Consider the following 20,934-nt stretch of genomic DNA (forward strand, 5'->3'; position numbering starts at 1 on the left):
GCACGTCGATGAACCTCCGCGGTGAACGGGTCGTGTTGCGGCCCGTCGCCGCCGAAGACGTGCCGGAGCTACGCCGAATACTGCACACCCCCGAGGTGTACGCGCGGTGGGGCGACGAGGACGCCGACGAGAACTGGCCGTTCGACAACCCCGACGAGAAGCGTCTGGTCATCGAATTGGACCGCACGACAGTGGGATTGATCCAGTACGGCGAAGAGGCCGATCCGATGTACCGGCATGCGTCGATCGACATCTTCCTCGACCCGGCAGTGCACGGCCGCGGCGTCGGCAAGGATGCCGTGGGGACTCTAGTGCGATACCTGACCGTCGACCTGGGGCACCACCGGCTGGTGATCGACCCCGCTGCCGACAACGCGGTGGCGATAGCCTGTTACCGCGCAGTCGGTTTCGAGCCCGTCGGAATCATGCGCAAATACGAGAAGGGTCCGGGCGGCTGGCACGACAGTCTGCTGATGGACTTGATCGTCGAATAGTTATCGGTGGTCCGCCGGGGTGGAGCCCGCGGAACGACCCGTAGGGCCAGGAAGTGTCAGTCGGAATCGTGCACCGGTAGGCCCTGTGGCACAGACGAGTTCGCCGCCATGGGCGCGCGCCAGCGTTCGTGCGATGGACAACCCCAATCCGACGCCGCCGGAAGACCGGTCACGCGCGGAGTTCAGTCGAACGAGCCGCTCGAAGATGCGCTCTCGATCGGCTTCGGCGACGCCGGGACCGTCGTCGTCGACTGTGACGAATGCCTGTGAATCGACTCCTGTCGTCACTCGGACGCTACCGCCGGGCGGCGTGAAGCGAGCGGCGTTGTCGAGGACGTTCGAGACGATCTGCTCGACGCGTCCCACGTCCACCCTGACCGGTATCGGTTGCGATCCGTCGGCCTCGAACCGGACCTGCGGGGACAGCAGGGCCGCGCGATCGACGGTGCGTCGAACTACGTCGGCGAGATCCGCGTCGGTCAGCTCCAGCTCCGAAGTGTTCTCTGCACGAACGGAATCGAGCATGTCGCCCACCAGGCGCGACGCCCTGGCGGACTCGCCGACCAACAGTTCACTCCACCTGCCGACCCGATCGGGGCGGTGCTCGGCGTCGCGCTGCAGCGACTGAGCCAGCGCCGAGATCCCGGCCACCGGTGTGCGCAGTTCGTGTGCCGCGTCGGCCAGGAATCGGCGCATGTCTTCCTCCGCTCGGCGCGCCGCCTGCGCGGCCGCGGCCTCTTTCTGCTCGGCGTCCTCGAGGGCGTCGAGCATCTCGTCGACGGCCGATGCGGTGCGGCCCAGGTCTGTCTTCGGCTTGGATGGTAGTAGCCGTCTTCCTCTGTCGCCGTTGGTGATTCGGCGTGCAACGGACGTCATCGAGTCCAGGGGCGACAGTGCTCGCCTGACCGCGTAGATCAGCGCGGCGGCGGCCAGGAGCAGAGTGACTGCACCGGCACCCACCATCAGAATGCGCAACTGTTGGCGAACATCGGCGATCGCGGTGGTGTCACCGAGCAGCGACAGCGTCGATCCATCGGGCAGCGGCTCGGTGATCTCCAACGAATCCGACGGCGGGGCAGGAGGATCGGGTGGACCGGGAGGGTTGGGATCCTTCGACTGACCGGCGGGCGGAGCCGGGGTGGCGGGCCTGATGTCCGGCCCGGGCGGTCCGCTGCCGGGAACGCCGTAGACCGTGCCGTCCGCCGCGGTGACGCGCACTCGGATGGCGTCGCCCTGGAGAGACTGCACCAGATCGCCGGACTCGACGCCGCTCTCCACGAGCTCGACCGCACGAGATGCCCTGTCGGTCAACCGGGCCTCCAGATCGCGCCGAAGCTGTTGACCCAGAACGACATCCACCGATGTTCCGACGACCACCAGAAGTACCGCGAACAGGACGACGACAGTGGCGACCACTCGCGTACGCAACGACGGCGTCGGTGTGCGGTTCACTGCGGGGCCCGCAGAGCGTAACCGAGGCCGCGGACAGTGTGAATCAACCGCGGTCCGTGGGCTTCCATCTTGCGACGCAACGCACTGACGTGCACTTCCACCAGGTTGGCGTCGTACGCGCCGTAGCCCCAGACCGATTCGAGTATGGACGTTTTCGAGACAGTGCGACCGCGCTGCGCGACGAGGAAGGTTGCCAACCGGAGTTCGGTGGCCGTCAGGTCGAGGACGTGACCGGCGCGGGTGACGATCCCCGCGGATTCGTCCACCAGTAGATCGCCCACCTGGATTGCGTCCGAGGATCTCCCGCGCCTGCGCAGCACCGATTTCGCTCGCGCGACCACCTCGTCGAGCTGAAACGGCTTGACCACGTAGTCGTCTGCGCCGTCGCTCAATCCGCGCAGGCGGTCCTCCAACTGATCCTTCGCGGTGACCATGATGATTCCTGCATCGCTGCTCTGGCGGACGATGCCGATCAACGCGAACCCGTCCCGCGCGCCGGGCAGCATGATGTCGAGAATCACGACATCGGGGCGGAAGCCCGCCATCCTGGTCTCGAAGTCGTCGCCGTCGGGCAAGGACGCTGCGGTGAATCCCGCGTCCTCGAACGCGGCCACCAGCGCTTCTCGGATGGGTAGCGAGTCCTCCACCACCATCACCCGGGGAGCGGAACTGTATGTCATGTCTCGATTGTCACCCACCAGCTGAAGTGATCCTGAAGATGCGGCCGGCTTCAGGGTGACTTCAGCTAGCGGCGGCAGGGTCGATGACAGACCGAAACGAACGACACAGACTCGAACAAGGAGTGAACGTGAACGATCAGACTCAGCCGATCCCCGCCGCATCGAATCCCGGCCCCGCCGCGACTGCCGAAAGCGAGGCAGCTCGGGAGAACAAGCCGAAGCGCTGGAAGGGACGGGTGCCGATGGTGGCGACGGCGGCAGCGGGACTCGCAGTCGGTGCGCTGGTGGCCTCGGCAGTCTTCGCTGCGACAGGGCCGGACGCCTCACCCGGAGTGTCCACGGTGGCGTCGTCGTCGACCCTCGGACAGCGGACCGACGGCGGTGGCGGGTCGGATGTACCTGCGGTGCCGGCAACCCCGGACTCCGGTGACGGATCGACGGTGCCCGCCGTTCCGACACCACCGGGATCTGCGGACGGCGCAACTCCTGCGGCACCGGGGGATGGGGCAACTCCGCCCGCTCCCCCCGCCGGGGGTCCGGGCAAGGGTGGTCCGGGTGGACCAGCTGAAGGTGGACCGGGTGAGGGTGGCCCGGGTGAGGGTGGCCCGGGCAAGGGTGGACCGGCTCCTCTGTGCGCTCCGGAAGACGGCGCGACGCCGCCGGCGCCTCCGGCTGAGGGTGACGGTGTGACGCCGCCTGCTCCGCCCACACCGGGTGCTGAGGGTGACGGTGTGACGCCGCCTGCTCCGGCCGATGGCGCGACTCCTCCCGCTCCGCCGGCAGCTCCCTCGGGTTCCTGAACCAACCTTTTCCAGCCCCGCACCGTGTTCTCGGTGCGGGGCTGGATTGTTCGTTCGGTTCGTGTCGGCAGGCTCAGGCGATGTGGGGGCCTGCTCGGGCGTGGGATGGTCTGGGTTGTCGGTAGGGGTCGACGGTCGCCGGGGGTACGAACCAGGGGTGCTGATCGATACCGATGAACACTTCCCAGTCACTGTGGTGGAGGAGTCGGTGGTGGAATCCGCAGAGGAGGACGAGGTTGTTCATGTCGGTGGGGCCGCCGTCTGCCCAGTGCCGGATATGGTGCGCCTCTGTCCAGGCGGCGGGTTTTCCGCAGCCGGGGAACGTGCAGGTGTGGTCTCGGGCGATGAGGGCTTTGCGTTGTTTTGCGGTGACGGTGCGGGCGGTGCGGGCGAGGTTGATCGGTGAGCCGTTCTCGTCCATGACGATGGCGGTCAGGACACAGTCGCAGGCGAGTTGCCGGGAAGTGTTGCGGGACAGTGGTCCCATCCAGGGCAGCCACCCGACTGTGGTGCCGTCGCCGAACAGGTCCCTGTATGCGCCGCGATCTGCGGAGGGGTGGCCGTCGTCATCGGATTCGTCTGCAGCGCGGGTGTTCTCGTCGTCGGCGATGTCGTCTGCGTCGGCACTGTCGCGGAGGTCGGTGAGGTCACGCAGGCTGATGTGCAGGTTCAGGTGGGGTCGTTCGCCGCCTTCGATGGGTCGATCACTCGAGGCGAGGTAGTGGTCGATTATGTGTCCGAAGGCGTCGGCGCGGCGTCGGGCGGGGCTGCGGTCGTCTCCGGTTTTGGGTGTATCGGTGCCGTCGGCGGCGGGGCGGGGTTCGGTCAGCGGTGAGAGTGCGGTGAGCAGCTTTTCTCCGGTGATCGCATCGAAGTCTCCCTTGAGTACGAGCCGGCCGTTGAGGGTCTTGGAGGCGAAGAATTCGTTGCGGTCGGTGTCCTCGGCGGGTGGTTTCTTGTTGCCGAAGCTGTCTTCGAGTCTGGTGATCGCTGCACGGATCCGGCCGGTGCGCGCGTCGGGCCCGGTCGCGGCGGCGATCAGAGCTCTACGTGCGACATCGCGCCCCTCTTCCGGCAGGTTCGCCGGTGGGGTTTCGGCGAAGGTGAGGATCAGGGCTGCATGGTCGACGGTCATCACGCCGGTGTTGACGGCGTCGGCGATGTCGGGGAAGTTCTTCAACCCGCGTGCGAGGGCGACGATCTTGGTGGCCCTGCTCGGGGACAGCAGGGTGGTGGAGGTCAGCCAGCCGGCGGGTCCGGGGAAGCCGAGCTTCTCCCGGCTCACGCGGGTGTCGATCTCTGCGACGAGGGCGATGCGTCGGGCTTCGAGCAGTTGGATCTGGTGGGAGACCGCGGCGGCGTCGGCGAGGAGTTCGCTCTCGCTCAGTTGCCAGATCTCCGTGGTCATGGGAGCAAGTGTATCGAACGCACGTTCGACTGGCAACCATAGTTCAACCGAAAACTATTGCGCCGCTTAACTATTCGCTATGCAGAACCTGTCGGTGGCGTGTGATAGGCGTTGGTAAAACCAGACGTCAGGTGATGCGCTCAGTCAGCTTCTCTGGCAACGGTTTCCAGTTCATCTCGGTAGGCGGCCCACCATGCTGCGTCGCCGTCGGTCATGTTTTCGTTCCCCAGTCGCAGCCCGACGGAATCGTCGATGAGCTCGCGCACGATGTCTGCGTGTCCGGCATGTCGATTCGTTTCGATGCACACATGCACCAGTACGCGGTGCAACGTGACTTCCTGCTTCTCGGCGGGCCAGTGCAGGACGCGTCCGACGGTGTCGAGGTCGTTCGATTCGATGGTCTTGTCGGCGTGCAACCAGGCCTCGCGGTACAGGTCGACGATGAACTCGGAGGATTCGTCGGCAGCGGCCCACATGTCGGAGTTCGATCGCGCCGCAGCTGATTTCTCCAGCTCGGTGAATCGGGCCGGGAATTCGCGGCCGAAGGTGAGGCCGAAGTAGCCGTATTCGACGATCGCCAGGTGCTTGATCAGCCCCAGGAGATTCGTCCCAGTCGGCGTCATCGGCCGTCGTTTCTGGTACTCGGTGAGGCCGTCGAGCTTCCACAGCATGTTCTCGCGGGCGATCCGCAGATACTGGTGCAGGTCGTCTTTCATGCTGGTCGGCTCGGCCATACTCGTCAGCTCACCGACGCGTGCCAGACCAGAGCAGCGGCCAGCGCGCCGAGTCCGTTCAGCGACCAGTGCAGGGCGATGGGGGCGATCAAACTTCCGCTGCGGCTGCGCAGCCACGTGAACACCACACCCGCCGCCGCAGTCGCCACGACGGCCAGCGCGATACCGACGATCTGCCCGAACAGTCCGCCGCCGAGAAACCCGCTCAGCCCCACGTTGCCCGCCGTCAGCCCCAGCGACGACGCGATGTGCCACAGACCGAACAGCAGGGACCCTGCAGCGAACACGCCTCGAGCTCCGTAGATGCGCCCCAGCGTGCCGTGCAGCACGCCGCGGAACGCGAGTTCTTCCGGGATGACGGTCTGCAGCGGAATGACGATCATCGATGCGACGATTGCGGCAGAAACGGTTGCGTATCGGTCGGCCATGAAGAACGGACGAGTCAGCGGCAGCAACGCACCGATCGCGACGACGGTGAGGACGACCCCGACGGCTCCGAGTGCGTACAGAGATCCGGTCTTCCACTGCTTCGGAGACAGTCCCAGTTCGGCCCACCCCAGACCGCGACGGTTCGCCAGGACTACCAGCAGAACCGCGGCGATCGGAACCGTCGCGATGCTGGCCCAGACCGTGGTGAAGTGCGCGATGAGGTTGGTGCCCACGAGTACGAGGACGACGATGGCGACGTCGAGGTAAGCGTGGAAGGCGCGTCGGGGTGCCACGCTCCCGGCCGGATTCACAGCAAGCATTGGATCGAGTGTACTGGCGTCAGCTGTGAGCGCCCGGTGAATCGAGGCTTCGGTCGAGGCCTTTGCGGTCGTAGATGCGGGTGAACACCACACCGAACACGAGCCCGATGAGCAGTCCGAGAGACGTCATGCCCACCGAGTGCAGCAGCCCTGCGTCGAGTGAGGCGTTGAAGTACAGGATCGAGCGGGTGCCGAGGAAAATCTGGTGCATCGGCTCGAACTGCGCGAGCCAGGTGAAGAGCCGCGGGCTGGCTTCGAGGGGAATGGTGCCACCCGAGGACGGCAACGCCAGGATGATGAACACGATCAGATTGATCAGCAGTCCTGCGGTGCCGAACGCGGACATCACCGCCAATGCCGTGATGCCGACCGCGGTGATCGCGAACGCGCCGTACATCCACAGGGTCCAGGCGTGGGTGATCGGCATACCGAGCAGATGACTGATCAGCAGATACAGGGCAGACACCAGCATGGCCAGTACGACCATGACGAGCCACTTCACGAGCAGCGTCTGGAAGCGGTTGATCAGGGTCGGTCCCCGATGGATGTACTTGGGACCGATCTCTGTGGGTGTGAATCCGAGTAGGCCGTCGACGAGTGCGCTGACGATGGTCGCACCGGTGAAGCCCGCCAGGACGAGCAAGAGCGCGTAATAGAAGGCGGACAGGCCACCGCCGGTGCCGTCGGGCAGAGGATCGTATTGCGCAACGATCACATCGATCGGCAGCGCGAGGGTGAGAGCACTTGCACCGGCGAGCTGAGTCTCGCCGAGCTGTTGGCGTACCTGTTCGGTGATCTGCTGTCCCACAGTTTCATTGACCGACTCGAACGCCGGTGTCGCCACTCCGGTCACGAGTGACATTCCGAAACTGCCGGCACGTGGGTTGGTGTAGACCGTGATGATCGGCTTCTCGACGTCCCCGGGAATCACGCTCGCCTGGGCGAGGATTCCCATTCTCTTGGTGAAATCGCTGGGGATGACGATGGAACCGTAGGCCTCGGCCGTCGACAGCAGCGATTGTGCCTGCGCCGGGCCGACTTCCCTGAAATCGACCTTCTCCGGATCGACGTTCTGCAGCAGACCCTCGACGATGTCGTTGCCTATGTTGCGTTGCTCGCCCGCAAGGGTGTCGCCCTCGTCCTGGTTGACGATCGCGATGGGAAGGTCGTGCAGATTGCCTCGCGGGTCGAGGACTCCGCCCAGATACAAGGCAGCCAGAAAGGACATCAGCGCCGAGACCACGAGGATCGGAGCGAGCCAGAAACGCGGCGAACGTAGGACGTCGGCCATCGACCGAGGGGTTCTGTCGGAGGTCACCGGATCAGTGTCGCAAGTTCGGCTCCCGAGTGCGCGGTAGTTCGACCGCTGCTACGCCACCCATGTGAACGGAACTTCGCAGCAGGCTACGAGACCGGAGAGGAGCCTGCGGAACGACCGCAGGCTCCCCGCGCACGTGTGCGGCTCAGCCGCTCAGGCGTTTGCCCTACGCGGCAGCTTCCACTCCGGACGCACCCAGTGGCAGGTGTATCCCTCGGGGTACTTCTGCAGGTAGTCCTGGTGCTCGGGCTCGGCTTCCCAGAAATCTCCGGCCGCGGTGACCTCGGTGACGACCTTGCCCGGCCACAGTCCCGACGCGTCGACGTCTGCGATCGTGTCCTCGGCGACGCGCTTCTGCTCGTCGGTGAGGTAGAAGATCGCCGAGCGGTAGCTCGCGCCGATGTCGTTGCCCTGACGGTTCTTGGTGGTGGGGTCGTGGATCTGGAAGAAGAACTCGAGCAGATCCCGGTACGTCGTCTGGGTGGGGTCGTAGACGACCTCGAGTCCCTCGGCGTGATTGCCGTGGTTGCGGTACGTGGCGTTCGGGACCTCGCCGCCGGTGTAGCCGACGCGGGTGGAGATCACGCCCGGGAGCTTGCGGACGAGCTCTTCGGCTCCCCAGAAGCACCCTCCGGCGAGAATGGCGGTTTCGGTGGCTGCAGACATCGTTGCTCTCCTAGCTCTTTATCGATCGATACGTGTGGTTCAACGAACGAAGCGCGCTCATAATTCCGAATCGTGGGTGCGTTCTCCGACCTCGAGGACCAGTTTGCCGGTGTTGGCACCGTCGAACAACAGGTTCAGTGTCGATCCGAAGGCGGGGACGCCGCCGATCTCGATCTGCTCCCGCGCGGTCATTTTGCCGCTGGTGAGCAGTTCGGACAGTGCGTCGATGCCCTCCTGGTAGCGGTCGAGGTAGTCGAAGATGATGAAGCCCGTCATCGATGCCCGATTGATCAACAGGGACAGGTAGTGCGCCGGGCCGGGCTGCGGATCCGTGGCGTTGTAGCCGGAGATGGCTCCGCACAACACCACTCGCGCTCCCTTGCGCAGCCGCGAGAGGGCCGCGTCGAGGATTTCGCCGCCGACGTTGTCGAAATACACGTCGATGCCCTTGGGGGCAGCGGCCTTCAGGCCCTTGTACACCGACTCGTTCTTGTAGTCGATCGCCGCGTCGAAGCCCAGCTCTTCGGTGAGCCACGCACACTTCTCGGGTCCACCGGCAATGCCGATCACAGTGGCTCCCTTGGCTTTTGCGATCTGACCCGCGATGCTGCCCACGGCTCCGGCGGCTCCGGAGATCACCACGGTGTCGCCCTCGGTGAGCTTGCCGACGTCCATCAGGCCGAAGTACGCCGTCAGTCCGGGGAAGCCGAGGGCTCCCAGCCATGTGGGTGCGGGTGCGATGGATTCGTCGACCTTCTGTACGCCCGTGCCGTCCGACAGCGCATGCTCGGTGACGCCGAACGAGCCCGAAACGATCTCTCCGACAGCGTAATCAGGGTGATGCGATTCCAGCACCCGTCCTACGGCGTGTGCCCGCATCACCTCGCCGATCCCGACGGGCGGCACGTACGAGCGCGCATCGTTGAGCCAGCCGCGCATCGCCGGGTCGAGTGAGACGTAGTCGACGGTGACGACGAACTCGCCGTCGCCCGGAGTGGGAATCGGTTCCTCGGTGAGGTTCCACGTCGACTCGTCGGGACGTCCCACCGGGCGCTGAGCCAATCGGATCTGACGGTTCACAGATGTCATCTACCGTTCCTTCCACATCGAAGACGTGCATGTCGAAAACAGGGTGCTTCGACACTAGGGCAGAATGACGTCACGATGACCAACGCGCCGAACACCACCCGCCTCGCCCCCCGACTCGTTGCCAGCGATGTCGACGGCACCCTGCTCGACCAGCACGAGCGAGTCACCGAACGCACCAGGCGTGCCGTGTCGGCCGTCGTGGCCGACGGCGTCCCCTTCGTACTGTCCACCGGCCGGCCGCCGAGGTGGATCCACCCCGTCGTCGATCAGCTGGGATACGCGCCGATGTCGGTGTGCGCCAACGGCGCGGTGATCTACGACGCCGCCAACGATCGCGTGCTCAGCGCCGAGACGCTCTCGGTGCAGACACTGCAGTGGTTGGCCGACGTCGCCTACCGCGCGTTGCCCGGCTGCGGTCTGGCCGCCGAGCGAGTGGGCCGGACGGCACACGACTCGGCCACGCCGCAGTTCGTCAGCTCGCCCGGCTACGAGCACGCGTGGCTGAACCCCGACAACGTCGAGATGACCGAGGACGACGTGGTCGACGTTCCGGCCGTCAAGCTGTTGATCCGGCTGTCCGGTTCCACCAGTGGACACATGGCCGACGTCCTGTCCCCGCTGATCTCGGGTCGAGCCGACCTGACGTTCTCCACCGACAACGGACTCATCGAGCTCTCGGCCCCGGGCATCACCAAGGCGTCGGGCCTGGCCAAGGTCGCCGAGACGCTGTCGGTGGACGTGAAGGACATCGTGGCCTTCGGCGACATGCCCAACGACGTGCCGATGCTCTCGATGGTCGGACTGGGCGTCGCGATGGGTAACGCGCATCCCGCTGCCGTCGCGGCGGCGAACGAACAGACCGTCACCAACGCAGAAGACGGAGTGGCGCACGTCCTCGAACGCTGGTGGTGATGCGTCGGTTCTGGGGCGTTTCGAACACGAGAAGGGCCGAGTCACCACGGTGACTCGGCCCTTGTCGCTGGTGAAGCTCAGCCCGCGGGTGCGGGCTCCGGTGCGGGAGCAGGCTCGGGCACAGGAGCCGGTTCCACCGGTGCTGCGACGGGGTTCTGCATCTCCGCGTTGTAGGTGTCGTTGTACGTCTTGATCACCGTGGTGACGATTCCGGTGAGCTCGTTGAAGATCAGCGAACCGTTCTCGAAGTCGGTCCGGAAGCCCTCCGGCACCCGGAACTCGTCGGTGAGCGGGAGACCCAGGACGCCGTCGACGCCACCCTGCTGCACGTACTGCTGGAAGATCTTGCCGATGACGGCCACAGCCTGGCCGGCCATGTTGGTGATGATCTCGCCGTTGGCGAACTGGGCCTTCTCGCGGCCGCCGCTCACCTGCACCAGACCGCTCACCGGTACGCCGAGCGCGCCGGTTTCGCCGCCCGAGGACAACCACTTCTGTGCAACAGGACTGGTCGACGCCAATCGCTGCAACTCGGCGACCAGGGCCGGGATGTTCTCGCCCAGAGTGGAACTGGCGTCGGTACCCGGACGTGCCGGAGTCGAATCGGTGACCGCAGAATCCGGAGTGGTGTCGGGCGCATCGGGCGATGCCGGAGTGGCATCTCCGCCGCCGCCGAGGTTTGCCGCAGCGATGTCGCGGATCTCCCCGAGCCGTGCGTATCCGGCGTCACCGGGGCATTCGGTGTTGCCGACGTCGCGGTGACCGAAGATCACCGGCAGGTCGACGCTCTTGCCCTTGCCGACGAACGTGAAATCCGTTCCCTCCGAGGTCATCGTCGTGGTTCCCTTGGGGTCGAGACCGGCCTTGCCGAGTCGCCAACCGAGGAACTTGCCGACCGAGTCGATGGTCTCCTGCGAGGGATCGACGTTGGAGTAGTCGCCCATCATGGCGATGCCCATCGTGTTCTCGTTGAACCCGCCCGAGTGAGCGCCCTGAACCGGCTTGTCCAAGCCGCCTGCGCGACCCTCGAAGATCTGGCCGTACTTGTCGACGAGGACGTTGTAGCCGATGTCGCACCAGCCGAGTGTCTGCGCGTGGTACGCGTAGATGGCGCGGACGATCTCCGCCGATTCGGACTTGGAGTAGTCGTTGCTACCTGCGGTGTGGTGCACAGTGGCACCGCCGAGGAAGTCGTCGATCGTCGGTGTGGCGCAACGGATCGACTCGTCGGCACCCCACTGCGCGCGGGTGATGACCTTGGGGCCTGCGTCACCGGCGACGGGAGTGGCGATGTCGCTCAGTGCCGAGTCGACCGGCGACGTGCCGGGCGTGATGAGCACGGCACTGATGTCGTTGACCGCCGCAGCCAACTGCTCTGCGGAACTCGCCTGGTCGGGATCCGCTGCCGGATCTGCCGGTGCAGGCTCGGCTGCGGCCGGATCCATTGCAGCCGGATCGAGTGGGGCGGGATCCTGTTGGCGCAGTGGCTTGCTCGATGACGCCGGCGTGTAGCCCAACGGCTGCTCCGCAGCAGCGGGAGCCTCGGCTGCGTCGGTGGCTGGCAGTTCGACGACCGGAACCTCGGGAACCGGTGCAGTCGCAAAGCTTTCGGGAGCTGCACTGCTCGTCATCGGCGTCAGCAGCACCTGCACGGCCTTGGTCAGTCCGACGAAGATCGGCTCGGTGCCCTGCTTTTCCGGAGCGGGAACGGCGTCGCTCGCAGTGGTATCCACCGGCGCGGTTTCCAGCCACGGACCCCAGGATCCGTCCTCCAGTTGCCGGCGAACCTGTGCGGAAGCACCGTCGAGCTGTTCGGAGGCCAGGGCCACCATGCTGAACGGGGTGTCCTGCTTGATCTCCTTGACGGCGGCACCGAGCGGCGGACCGGTCGGATCGGCAGCTTCCGGATTGACCGGTGCTGCTGCGTCCACCCGAGGAATCGGGGCCTGTGCGGTCGCGTTGCCCGGGGCCGGCGTGGTGAGACCCGGGATGTCGGGAATCTCGATCGGCGGGATCACGATGGAATCCGGCAGCGGCAGGTACTTCAGATCGGAGAGCCGTAGATCGGGCAACGGCAGTCCGGTGAGCTCCTGCAGCGGGATCACGATGTCCGGTGCAGCGCTGAGCGCGGTCTCGACGATCTTGGTCGGCACAGTGACGGGGGTTGTCTCGTTGGCCGGTCGAACTCCGGTTGTCGTGCTGTCGGTGAGGCCTGCGACCGCAAAGGGGGTCGCGACGGCCAGCAGTGCGACAGCACCGAGAACGATCGACGGCTTCGTTCGACGGTTCGGCAAGGCGGTACTCCCTGGTTGTTGGTAGGTACGCGTCGTAGGATCTCCAGTTGCTGAACAACATGCATCACATCAGCAACATGAGTCCCATCAGACACAAGGCTAAACCTTAGCTTGACAGTTAGCCACAGCCGGGAAGTCCAGTGGCGCGGCGCGTCGGGCGCGTCGCATACGCTTTTCAGCTGTGACTGTGCACTTCATCGGAGCCGGACCGGGCGCTGCCGACCTGCTCACGCTGCGGGCCGTCGGGTTTCTGCGATCGAGCCCGGTCTGCGTCTACGCCGGTACCTACATCGACCACGCGATCCTCGAACATTGCTCCGCTGGCACCCGACTGGTCGACACCGCGAAGCTCGACCTCGACGCCATCACCGCAGAGCTGGTCGCAGCCCACGAGCGCGGCGAGGACGTCGCCCGCCTGTGCTCGGGGGATCCGTCCCTCTACTCCGCGCTGGCGGAGATGTCCGCACGACTCGACGCCGCAGGCGTGCCCTGGGACGTCACCCCTGGCGTTCCGGCGTACGCGGCTGCAGCCGCCGCACTGGGCGTCGAGCTGACGGTTCCCGAGGTGACGCAGTCGGTGGTGCTCACCCGCGCGCAGGCCCGCTCGACGGCGATGCCCGATACCGAGGCACTGAAGAACTTCGCCGCCACCCGGGCGACCTTGGCGCTGCACCTGGCGATCACGCGCACGCGCATCCTGACCGACGAACTGACGGAGTTCTACGGCCCGGAGTGCCCCGCCACCGTCGTCTTCCACGCCAGCAAGCCGGACGAGCTGATTCTGCGCGGCACGCTGGCCGACATCGCCGATCAGGTCGAGGCCGCGGACCTACGACAGGCCGCAGTCATTCTGGTGGGGCCCGCCCTGGCTCGACGCGTCGTCACCGAATCCCATCTGTACGACGCGTGTCGGGACCGCTCGTGAGGATCCATCTGATCGGCATCGGCGGCGGCCACCCGGATCAGGTGACCGTCCAGGCCGTCGAGAAACTGCGGGCCGTGGACGTGTTCATCGTGGCCGACAAGGGTGCGTCCGTCGGCGATCTCGCAGCAGCCAGGCAGGAGATACTCGAGCGCCACCACGGTGGCAGCTACCGGGTGATCGAGGTACCCGACCCGCCCCGCGACCGTTCGCCCCGGGAGTACGAGACCGCCGTCCTCGACTGGCACGACGCCCGCGCCCGCGCCTACGCCGATGTGCTCGACGGCCTCGCCGAAGGCACCGTCGTCGGATTCCTCGTCTGGGGAGACCCCGCGCTCTACGACAGCACTATCCGCGTCGTCGAGCGGTTGGCTGCGTTGCGCGGCGACATCGAGTTCGATGTCACACCCGGTATCTCCAGCGTGTCGATGCTGGCGGCGAGTCATCGCCTCGTCCTCAACCGCATCGGCGGACCGATCGTCATCACCACCGGCAGGAACTTGGCGGGCGACGTCGCCGCCGGCCTCGACAACCTCGTGGTCATGCTCGACGGCAACCTGGCCTGCAGCGCGCTGACCGGCGCAGGATGGGGTATCCACTGGGGAGCCAATCTGGGGACGGCGGACGAGAAGCTGGTGGCGGGTCCGCTCGACGACGTGCTGGGCGAGATCCGGCGCGCCCGCGAGGAGGTCAAGTCCCAGCACGGCTGGGTGATGGACACCTACCTGCTTCGACGTTCCTTGGAATGACACCGGGCCCGGCGATCGGCGCCTGGTGGGGTAGAGCGGTCACGATCGTCGGATACCCTGGTTGCCCGTGACTGCTGTAAGCCCCGAGACCACCTCTTCCGACGCCTCCGTGACCGGCCGATACGACCTCATCGTCGTCGGATCCGGGTTCTTCGGACTGACCGTGGCGGAGCGGGCGGCGTCCCAGTTGGGCAAGCGTGTCCTCGTGCTGGATCGGCGGCACCACCTGGGCGGCAACGCGTACTCCGAGGCCGAGCCCGAGACGGGTATCGAGATCCACAAGTACGGCGCGCATCTGTTCCACACCTCGAACAAGCGGGTCTGGGACTACGTCAACAAGTTCACCGACTTCACGAGCTACCAGCACCGCGTCTTCGCCCTGCACAAGGGCCAGTCGTATCAGTTCCCGATGGGCCTCGGCCTGATCTCGCAGTTCTTCGGCAAGTATTTCTCGCCTGCCGAGGCGCGTGCCCTCATCGAAGAGCAGTCCAGCGAGTTCGACTCGAAGGACGCACAGAACTTCGAGGAGAAGGCGATCTCGTTGATCGGACGCCCGCTGTACGAGGCGTTCATCAAGGACTACACCGCCAAGCAGTGGCAGACCGATCCGAAGAACCTGCCCGCAGGCAACATCACCCGATTGCCGGTGCGGTACACGTTCGACAACCGCTACTTCAACGACACCTACGAGGGACTGCCGGTCGACGGTTACACCGCGTGGCTCGAGAAGATGGCCGCAGACGAGAAGATCGAGGTCCGGTTGAACACGGACTGGTTCGACGTCAAGGCCGAGCTCGTGGCCGAGAGCCCCGACGCTCCCATCGTCTACACCGGCCCACTGGACCGCTACTTCGACTACTCCGAAGGCGAACTCGGCTGGCGCACAATTGATTTCGAGACCGAGGTACTCCCGACGGGTGACTTCCAGGGCACCCCGGTGATGAACTACAACGACGGCGACGTGCCGTTCATCCGGATCCACGAGTTCCGGCACTTCCACCCCGAGCGCCAGTACCCGACCGACAAGACGGTCATCATGCGTGAGTTCTCCCGCTTCGCCAAGAGCGGCGACGAGCCGTACTACCCGATCAACACTCCCGACGACCGGAGCAAGCTCGAGGCCTACCGCGACCGCGCCAAGGCCGAAGCAGCGTCCAACCGAGTGTTGTTCGGTGGTCGCCTCGGCACCTATCAGTACCTGGACATGCACATGGCCATCGCGAGCGCGCTGAACATGTACGAGAACACCCTGGTTCCGCACTTCGAGACCGGCGCACCCCTGGCAGGCGACAAGTGACCGCCAAGCACCTGCTCGAGGACGGCATCGCCGACGCCGCACCGGTCCTCGGTAAGTCGTTGCTGCAGCGGGTATTGCTGCCGCGTTCGGGCGAACCGCTCGACGTGCGCACGCTGTACCTCGAAGAAGCGCTCACCAATGCCAAACGCGCACACTCGCTCTCGCGAACCTCGGTCACCATCGGCTCCGAGTCCGAGGTGTCGTTCTGCACCTACTTCAACGCTTTCCCGGCGAGCTACTGGCGGCGCTACAGCGTCCTGAAGTCCGTGGTGCTGCGCGTCGAGGTCTCCGGACACTGCCGAATCGACGTCTACCGGTCCAAGGCCGACGCGTCGCGCATCCACGTCGAGGGCCGTGAGGCCGTGGACGGCGATGCGGCGCAAGAGTTTCTGATCGATCTCGGTCCGTTCGAGGACGGCGGATGGATCTGGTTCGACATCACCTCCGATTCCGAGGTGGTGCTCGAGAGCGCGGGTTGGTACGCGCCGATCGAGGCACCGGGTGAGGCCACGGTTGCCGTCGGCATCCCCACGTTCAACCGCCCGACCGACGCCGTCAAAGCCCTTGTCGCCCTTGGCTCGGATCCCCTGGTGCTGGAGGTGGTCCAGGCCGTCATCATGCCCGATCAGGGCACCCGCAAGGCCAAGGACGAGCCCGGATTCGACGAGGCCGCAGCGGCACTCGGTGGCCGCCTCGCCATCCACGACCAGGCCAACCTCGGTGGGTCCGGCGGATACAGCCGCATCATGTACGAGGCACTGAACAACACTGCCTGCCAACACATTCTGTTCATGGACGACGACATCGAGATCGAGCCCGATTCGATTCTGCGGGCGCTGGCCATGTCTCGGTTCGCCAAGGTCCCCACGCTCGTCGGCGGCCAGATGCTCAACCTGCAGGCGCGCAGCCATCTGCACGTCATGGGTGAAGTGATCGATCGCAGCAACTTCATGTGGACCGGTGCGCAGAACGTCGAGTACGACCACGACTTCTCAGAGGACCCGCTGCGCACCAGCAAGCTGCTGCACCGCCGCATCGACGTCGACTACAACGGCTGGTGGATGTGCATGATTCCGCGCGTCGTCGCCGAGGAACTCGGGCAGCCGCTGCCACTGTTCATCAAGTGGGACGACGCCGAATACGGCTTGCGCGCACGGGAAGCCGGATATCCGACGGTGACCCTGCCGGGTGCGGCGATCTGGCACATGGCGTGGAGCGACAAGGACGACGCCATCGACTGGCAGGCGTACTTCCATCTGCGCAACCGCCTCGTGGTCGCATCGCTGCACATGCCGGGCGACGGCAAGGGCCTGGTGCTCGACACGATCAAGGCCACGGTCAAGCATCTGCTGTGCCTCGAATACTCGACCGTTGCGATCCAGAACCTCGCGATCCGCGACTTCCTCGCCGGCCCCGAGCACATCCTCGAGATCCTGCCCACCGCACTGCCGACCGTGCACGCGCTGCGCAAGGAATTTCCCGACGCGGTCGTCGTCGGCAGTTCCACGGAGCTGCCCCTGGCGTCCGGTGAGGAAGTGGGAGCCGTCGGGCTGCCGACCAACCCGCTCGCCAAGATCGGTCGGTTGGCAAAAGGGTTGCTGCACAACACAAAGCCTGCGCACACCCAGCATCACGATCGCCCGCAGCTCAACGTCCCGACTCTCGACGCGCGCTGGTTCCTGCTGTCTCAGGTCGACGGCGTCACCGTCACCACCGCCGACGGCCGGGGCGTCGTGTACCGCAAGCGGGATCGTCAGCAGGCCGCAGCACTGCTCAAGGAAGCTCTGTCGCTGCGCAAGCAGTTGGCAGCCGAATTCCCCGCCCTCAAGGCTCGGTACCGCGATGCCGTGCCGCACCTGACCAGTAAGGAAACGTGGGAACGTGTCTTTCGTTACCAGGCGTAAGGGACAGACCGAGGCTCCGACGGAAGTCAGGATCCTCGAGAAGGTGCAGAGCACCGTCGGCAGTGCCCCCGGCGCGATCACCGTCGCCCGCGGCATGTCGCACTTCGGCGAACACGCACTCGGATGGGTCGCGATCGCCGGTATCGGAGCTGCACTGGACCGGCCGCGTCGGCGTCAGTGGGCCTCGGTGGCCGTCGGGGCAGTCGGTTCCCACGCCGCGTCGATCGTCATCAAGCGCATCGTGCGCCGGCCGCGGCCCCACGACCCGGCCGTGCGCATCAACGTCTCGACACCCAGCAAGCTGAGCTTCCCGTCCTCGCATGCGACGTCCACCACAGCCGCCGCGGTTCTCCTCGGCCGGGTGACCGGGCTACCGTTACCGGCGGTCCTCGTCCCACCCATGCTGCTCTCGCGCTTGGTGCTCGGAGTCCATTACCCCACCGATGTGCTGGCCGGATCGGCACTCGGCGCGTTGACGGCTGCGGCCGTCGTGAAGTTCGAAGGAGACAAATGAGCGAGGATGCCGCACCCGTAGGCGCACCGCCGAAGAACCTGGCGGACGGCATCGTCAAGGCGCTTCGTCCGCGTCAGTGGGTCAAGAACGTTCTGGTGCTGGCCGCACCGCTGGCGGCGGGCTCGGTCACCGACCCCGACGTTCTGCTGTCCGTCGCGCTCGCGTTCGTCGTGTTCTGCTTCGCCGCGTCCGGGGTCTACCTGGTCAACGACGCCATGGACGTCGAAGCCGACCGTGCGCACCCCACCAAGCGGTTCCGGCCGATCGCGGCGGGCGTACTGCCCGTCAACATCGCCTACGCGATGGCGGTTGTCTCGCTCGGTCTCGCCATCGGCCTCTCGTTCATCGCGAACTGGAAGCTGGCGCTGGTCATCGGCGTCTACATCGCGATTCAGCTGGCGTACTGCTTCGGCCTCAAGCACCAGGCCGTGCTCGACATCTGCATCGTGTCCTCGGGCTTCCTGCTCCGTGCGATCGCCGGTGGGGTTGCTGCCTCGATCCCGCTGTCGCAGTGGTTCCTGCTGATCATGGCGTTCGGTTCGCTGTTCATGGCGGCCGGCAAGCGCTACGCCGAGCTCCAGCTGGCCGAACGCACCGGAGCGAAGATCCGTAAATCGCTCGAGAACTACACCACCACGTACCTGCGATTCGTCTGGACACTGTCCGCGACCGCTGTCGTCATCTGTTACGGCCTGTGGGCGTTCCAGGAAGACGCGGGCACGGGTGCCAACTGGTTCGCCATCTCGATGATTCCGTTTACTATCGCAATCCTGCGATACGCAGTGGATGTCGATGGCGGCGAGGCAGGCGAACCCGAAGAGATCGCGTTGGGAGACAGGGTTCTGCAGCTACTCGCCATAGCGTGGATCGGAGTGGTTGGTGTCGCTGTCTACCTCGCCTGACCAGCGAGACGCGCGAGAAGAGAACTCCGCTCGGGCATCGATCACCAGGCCCGTCTTCTGGATCGGGACCGTGGTCACCGGGGCGTTGTTCCTCTGGGGTGCGTGGGAGCGCCGCTGGATCGCCGACGACGGCCTGATCGTTCTGCGTACCGTCCGCAACCTGCTGGCAGGCAACGGACCGGTGTTCAACGCGGGCGAACGCGTGGAAACCAACACCAGCACCATTTGGACCTATCTCGTCTACGCGGGCAGCTGGCTGAGCGAGGGTCGGCTCGAGTACGTCGTCCTGACGATCGCACTGGTCCTGTCCACGGCGGCCGTCGTTCTGGCGATGATGGGCACCTTCGCGCTACGTGGGCGTACCGCGTCGCGGACTCTGTTCCTGCCCGCCGGTGTACTGGTCTACATCGCGGTTCCGCCCGCCCGCGACTTCGCCACGTCCGGCCTCGAGACCTGCCTGGTCATCTTCTGGTTGGCGATGCTGTGGGTGCTGATGGTCCGCTGGGGACAGCGCCGCTCCGGTGGCGTCGAGCTGCTCCTGCTGGCCTTCTTCGCCGGGCTCGGCCCGCTGGTGCGTCCGGAACTGTCCATCGTGGCGGTGCTGGCGCTGGCGATGATCTTCCTGGCCCCACAGAGTTGGTTGTCCAGGCTGCGAGTGTTCGCGTTCGCCGGAGCCGTGCCGGTGCTCTATCAGATCTGGCGCATGGGCTACTACGGCCTGCCGTACCCCAACACCGCGGTGTCGAAGGATGCTGGCGGAGCCAAGTGGTCGCAGGGGTTCGAGTACCTGTCCAACCTCGTGGGCCCATACCTGCTGTGGCTCCCGCTCCTACTGCTCGTCGTCGGTGCCGCACTGTCGGCCTCACGAGTGCGGCTGTCCCTACCCCGTACCGTCGGCGGCTGGCTCGCAGCTCTGCGGACGCCGACCGCCGTGGTCGTTTTCGTGTTGATCAGTGGCCTTCTGCTGGCTTTGTACGCCATTCGCGTCGGCGGCGATTTCATGCACGGACGGACATTGTTGCCGGCATTGTTCACGCTTTTGTTGCCGATTTCGGTGCTACCGGTCGCCCTCCCGAAACGCTGGTCCGCAGACCGCGCGGCAGCGGTTTTCGTCGCCGATCTGTTCGTCTGGGGTGGCATCGTGGTCTGGGCCGTGGTGGCTGCCAATACGACGGGAATGCCGCAGGGCTCGATCGTCGGACGCAGTGGCATCGTCGACGAGCGGGCGTTCTACTCGCTCAACACCGGGCACGCCCATCCGATTCTGGCCTCGGACTACCTCGACTACCCGCGGATGCGAGGGATGGTCGAGGCGATCGAGGACACTCCCGACGGCGGGTTGCTGTTGCCGTCGGCCCAGTTCACGTACTGGGATGTCGTGCCGCCACCGCTGCCGATCCCCGAGGGTGGGTTCGGTCACACCGTCTTCTTCCTCAACCTGGGAATGACCAGCATGAACGTCGGGCTCGACGTGCGGGTCATCGACCAGATGGGGCTGGCGTACCCGTTGGCGTCACACACCGAGCGGCTCGAGAACGGCCGGATCGGACACGACAAGAATCTGTATCCGGACTGGGTGGTGGCCGATCTCGGACTCGTCGCCGTCCATCCGTACCTGCCCTGGTACATGGACGAGGACTGGGTCACCGAGGCTCAGGTGGCGTTGACCTGCCCCGACACCCAGGAGCTGCTCACCTCGTATCGGGCTCCGTTGACGAAGGATCTGTTCGTCCGGAACTTCAAGCGTTCGCTCTTCTACGCCGGATATCGGTTCGATCGGGTGCCGAAGTACGAAATACAACGATGTGATCTTCCGGCCCCGATATTGAAGGCGGACAATTAGGTGTCCGAACACGAAAAGGTCACCGGGTTGCGCCGAAATGGTCTCGACGCCAAGATGAGCTATCTCGATCATGTAACGGGGGTCGTCCTTCGCGCGATAAGTGCGGAGGATGTGTATGCGTCCGACCTCTGTGGTCGGGCGGCAGACATGATGAACTTGCGAGATCAAGCGTTGATTGCGTAACCGATGTGACGATGAAGCAGCTGA

General features: G+C 65.5%; 19 protein-coding genes. 10 read left to right on the top strand and 9 right to left on the bottom strand.

Going from position 1 to position 20,934, the window contains the following annotated elements:
• Nucleotides 1-8 precede the first annotated feature (8 nt).
• On the top strand, nucleotides 9-494 hold the full coding sequence (locus CH251_RS20275; RefSeq protein ID WP_094614749.1) for a GNAT family N-acetyltransferase: 486 nt from the start codon (nucleotides 9-11) through the stop codon (nucleotides 492-494).
• On the opposite strand, the gene CH251_RS20280 is transcribed toward CH251_RS20275, so the two are convergent.
• Complete coding sequence (locus CH251_RS20280; RefSeq protein WP_094614750.1) at nucleotides 495-1,946, bottom strand: HAMP domain-containing sensor histidine kinase; 1,452 nt, start codon at nucleotides 1,944-1,946, stop codon at nucleotides 495-497.
• Nucleotides 1,943-2,626: a response regulator transcription factor gene (locus tag CH251_RS20285; RefSeq protein WP_094614751.1), complete on the bottom strand. Its 684-nt coding sequence runs from the start codon at nucleotides 2,624-2,626 to the stop codon at nucleotides 1,943-1,945. The genes CH251_RS20280 and CH251_RS20285 overlap by 4 nt, the downstream gene beginning before the upstream one ends.
• 128 nt (nucleotides 2,627-2,754) lie before the next feature.
• On the opposite strand from CH251_RS20285, the gene CH251_RS28160 reads away from it, so the two are divergent.
• Nucleotides 2,755-3,426: a hypothetical protein gene (locus tag CH251_RS28160; protein ID WP_143537862.1), complete on the top strand. Its 672-nt coding sequence runs from the start codon at nucleotides 2,755-2,757 to the stop codon at nucleotides 3,424-3,426.
• Between the two features lie 73 nt (nucleotides 3,427-3,499).
• Here CH251_RS28160 and CH251_RS20300 read toward each other — a convergent pair whose 3' ends face one another.
• The 6 genes from CH251_RS20300 to CH251_RS20325 all read right to left on the bottom strand — a co-directional run bounded on the left by CH251_RS20300 (nucleotide 3,500) and on the right by CH251_RS20325 (nucleotide 9,390).
• The gene (locus tag CH251_RS20300; RefSeq protein WP_094614754.1) at nucleotides 3,500-4,834 is read right to left on the bottom strand and encodes an HNH endonuclease signature motif containing protein; all 1,335 of its coding nucleotides are present in this window, start codon (nucleotides 4,832-4,834) and stop codon (nucleotides 3,500-3,502) included.
• A 140-nt stretch (nucleotides 4,835-4,974) separates the two neighbouring features.
• On the bottom strand, nucleotides 4,975-5,568 hold the full coding sequence (locus CH251_RS20305; protein ID WP_094614755.1) for a DinB family protein: 594 nt from the start codon (nucleotides 5,566-5,568) through the stop codon (nucleotides 4,975-4,977).
• Nucleotides 5,569-5,573: 5 nt separating this feature from the next.
• Entirely contained in the window at nucleotides 5,574-6,317 is a 744-nt protein-coding gene (locus CH251_RS20310) for a CPBP family intramembrane glutamic endopeptidase (RefSeq protein ID WP_037187130.1), read from the bottom strand.
• A 19-nt stretch (nucleotides 6,318-6,336) separates the two neighbouring features.
• Nucleotides 6,337-7,608, bottom strand: coding sequence for a YhgE/Pip domain-containing protein (locus CH251_RS20315; protein WP_094614756.1), 1,272 nt, complete (start codon nucleotides 7,606-7,608; stop codon nucleotides 6,337-6,339).
• A 180-nt stretch (nucleotides 7,609-7,788) separates the two neighbouring features.
• Nucleotides 7,789-8,301: a peptide-methionine (S)-S-oxide reductase MsrA gene (gene msrA / locus CH251_RS20320; protein ID WP_094614757.1), complete on the bottom strand. Its 513-nt coding sequence runs from the start codon at nucleotides 8,299-8,301 to the stop codon at nucleotides 7,789-7,791.
• A gap of 57 nt (nucleotides 8,302-8,358) precedes the next feature.
• Entirely contained in the window at nucleotides 8,359-9,390 is a 1,032-nt protein-coding gene (locus tag CH251_RS20325) for an NADP-dependent oxidoreductase (protein ID WP_094614758.1), read from the bottom strand.
• Nucleotides 9,391-9,465: 75 nt separating this feature from the next.
• Here CH251_RS20325 and CH251_RS20330 point away from each other — a divergent pair, with 75 nt between their 5' ends.
• Nucleotides 9,466-10,302 (top strand): HAD family hydrolase, encoded by an 837-nt coding sequence (locus CH251_RS20330; protein WP_094614759.1) that lies wholly within the window; start codon nucleotides 9,466-9,468, stop codon nucleotides 10,300-10,302.
• Between the two features lie 77 nt (nucleotides 10,303-10,379).
• Here the strand turns inward: CH251_RS20330 and CH251_RS20335 are convergent, their stop codons facing one another.
• Entirely contained in the window at nucleotides 10,380-12,596 is a 2,217-nt protein-coding gene (locus CH251_RS20335) for an N-acetylmuramoyl-L-alanine amidase (RefSeq protein WP_094614760.1), read from the bottom strand.
• A 181-nt stretch (nucleotides 12,597-12,777) separates the two neighbouring features.
• Between CH251_RS20335 and cobM the strand changes: the two genes are divergently transcribed.
• From cobM to zomB, 7 genes are all read left to right on the top strand, one after another.
• On the top strand, nucleotides 12,778-13,521 hold the full coding sequence (cobM, locus tag CH251_RS20340) for a precorrin-4 C(11)-methyltransferase (protein WP_094614761.1): 744 nt from the start codon (nucleotides 12,778-12,780) through the stop codon (nucleotides 13,519-13,521).
• Complete coding sequence (gene cobF / locus CH251_RS20345; RefSeq protein ID WP_179273487.1) at nucleotides 13,518-14,267, top strand: precorrin-6A synthase (deacetylating); 750 nt, start codon at nucleotides 13,518-13,520, stop codon at nucleotides 14,265-14,267. The genes cobM and cobF overlap by 4 nt, the downstream gene beginning before the upstream one ends.
• 67 nt (nucleotides 14,268-14,334) lie before the next feature.
• Complete coding sequence (gene glf, locus CH251_RS20350; RefSeq protein WP_179273486.1) at nucleotides 14,335-15,564, top strand: UDP-galactopyranose mutase; 1,230 nt, start codon at nucleotides 14,335-14,337, stop codon at nucleotides 15,562-15,564.
• Nucleotides 15,561-17,468, top strand: coding sequence for a glycosyltransferase (locus CH251_RS20355; protein ID WP_094614764.1), 1,908 nt, complete (start codon nucleotides 15,561-15,563; stop codon nucleotides 17,466-17,468). The genes glf and CH251_RS20355 overlap by 4 nt, the downstream gene beginning before the upstream one ends.
• On the top strand, nucleotides 17,446-17,982 hold the full coding sequence (locus CH251_RS20360) for a phosphatase PAP2 family protein (protein ID WP_052049813.1): 537 nt from the start codon (nucleotides 17,446-17,448) through the stop codon (nucleotides 17,980-17,982). The genes CH251_RS20355 and CH251_RS20360 overlap by 23 nt, the downstream gene beginning before the upstream one ends.
• Nucleotides 17,979-18,884 carry a decaprenyl-phosphate phosphoribosyltransferase gene (locus tag CH251_RS20365; RefSeq protein ID WP_045197991.1) on the top strand — a complete coding sequence of 302 codons (906 nt, stop codon included), beginning with the start codon at nucleotides 17,979-17,981 and terminating at the stop codon, nucleotides 18,882-18,884. Before CH251_RS20360 ends, CH251_RS20365 begins: the two co-directional genes overlap by 4 nt.
• The gene (gene zomB, locus CH251_RS20370) at nucleotides 18,862-20,727 is read left to right on the top strand and encodes a flagellar motor control protein ZomB (RefSeq protein WP_094614765.1); all 1,866 of its coding nucleotides are present in this window, start codon (nucleotides 18,862-18,864) and stop codon (nucleotides 20,725-20,727) included. The genes CH251_RS20365 and zomB overlap by 23 nt, the downstream gene beginning before the upstream one ends.
• Nucleotides 20,728-20,934 lie beyond the last annotated feature (207 nt).

The organism is Rhodococcus sp. 06-462-5, from assembly GCF_002258315.1.
Classification (GTDB): domain Bacteria; phylum Actinomycetota; class Actinomycetes; order Mycobacteriales; family Mycobacteriaceae; genus Rhodococcoides.

Excerpts from the sequence above, each read along its gene's own strand:
- CH251_RS20275 (WP_094614749.1), top strand. The coding sequence starts at position 9 with ATGAACCTCCGCGGTGAACGGGTCGTGTTGCGGCCCGTCGCCGCCGAA.
- CH251_RS20285 (WP_094614751.1), bottom strand. The coding sequence starts at position 2,626 with ATGACATACAGTTCCGCTCCCCGGGTGATGGTGGTGGAGGACTCGCTA.
- CH251_RS20300 (WP_094614754.1), bottom strand. The coding sequence starts at position 4,834 with ATGACCACGGAGATCTGGCAACTGAGCGAGAGCGAACTCCTCGCCGAC.
- CH251_RS20305 (WP_094614755.1), bottom strand. The coding sequence starts at position 5,568 with ATGGCCGAGCCGACCAGCATGAAAGACGACCTGCACCAGTATCTGCGG.
- CH251_RS20310 (WP_037187130.1), bottom strand. The coding sequence starts at position 6,317 with ATGCTTGCTGTGAATCCGGCCGGGAGCGTGGCACCCCGACGCGCCTTC.
- CH251_RS20315 (WP_094614756.1), bottom strand. The coding sequence starts at position 7,608 with ATGGCCGACGTCCTACGTTCGCCGCGTTTCTGGCTCGCTCCGATCCTC.
- msrA (WP_094614757.1), bottom strand. The coding sequence starts at position 8,301 with ATGTCTGCAGCCACCGAAACCGCCATTCTCGCCGGAGGGTGCTTCTGG.
- CH251_RS20325 (WP_094614758.1), bottom strand. The coding sequence starts at position 9,390 with ATGACATCTGTGAACCGTCAGATCCGATTGGCTCAGCGCCCGGTGGGA.
- CH251_RS20330 (WP_094614759.1), top strand. The coding sequence starts at position 9,466 with ATGACCAACGCGCCGAACACCACCCGCCTCGCCCCCCGACTCGTTGCC.
- CH251_RS20365 (WP_045197991.1), top strand. The coding sequence starts at position 17,979 with ATGAGCGAGGATGCCGCACCCGTAGGCGCACCGCCGAAGAACCTGGCG.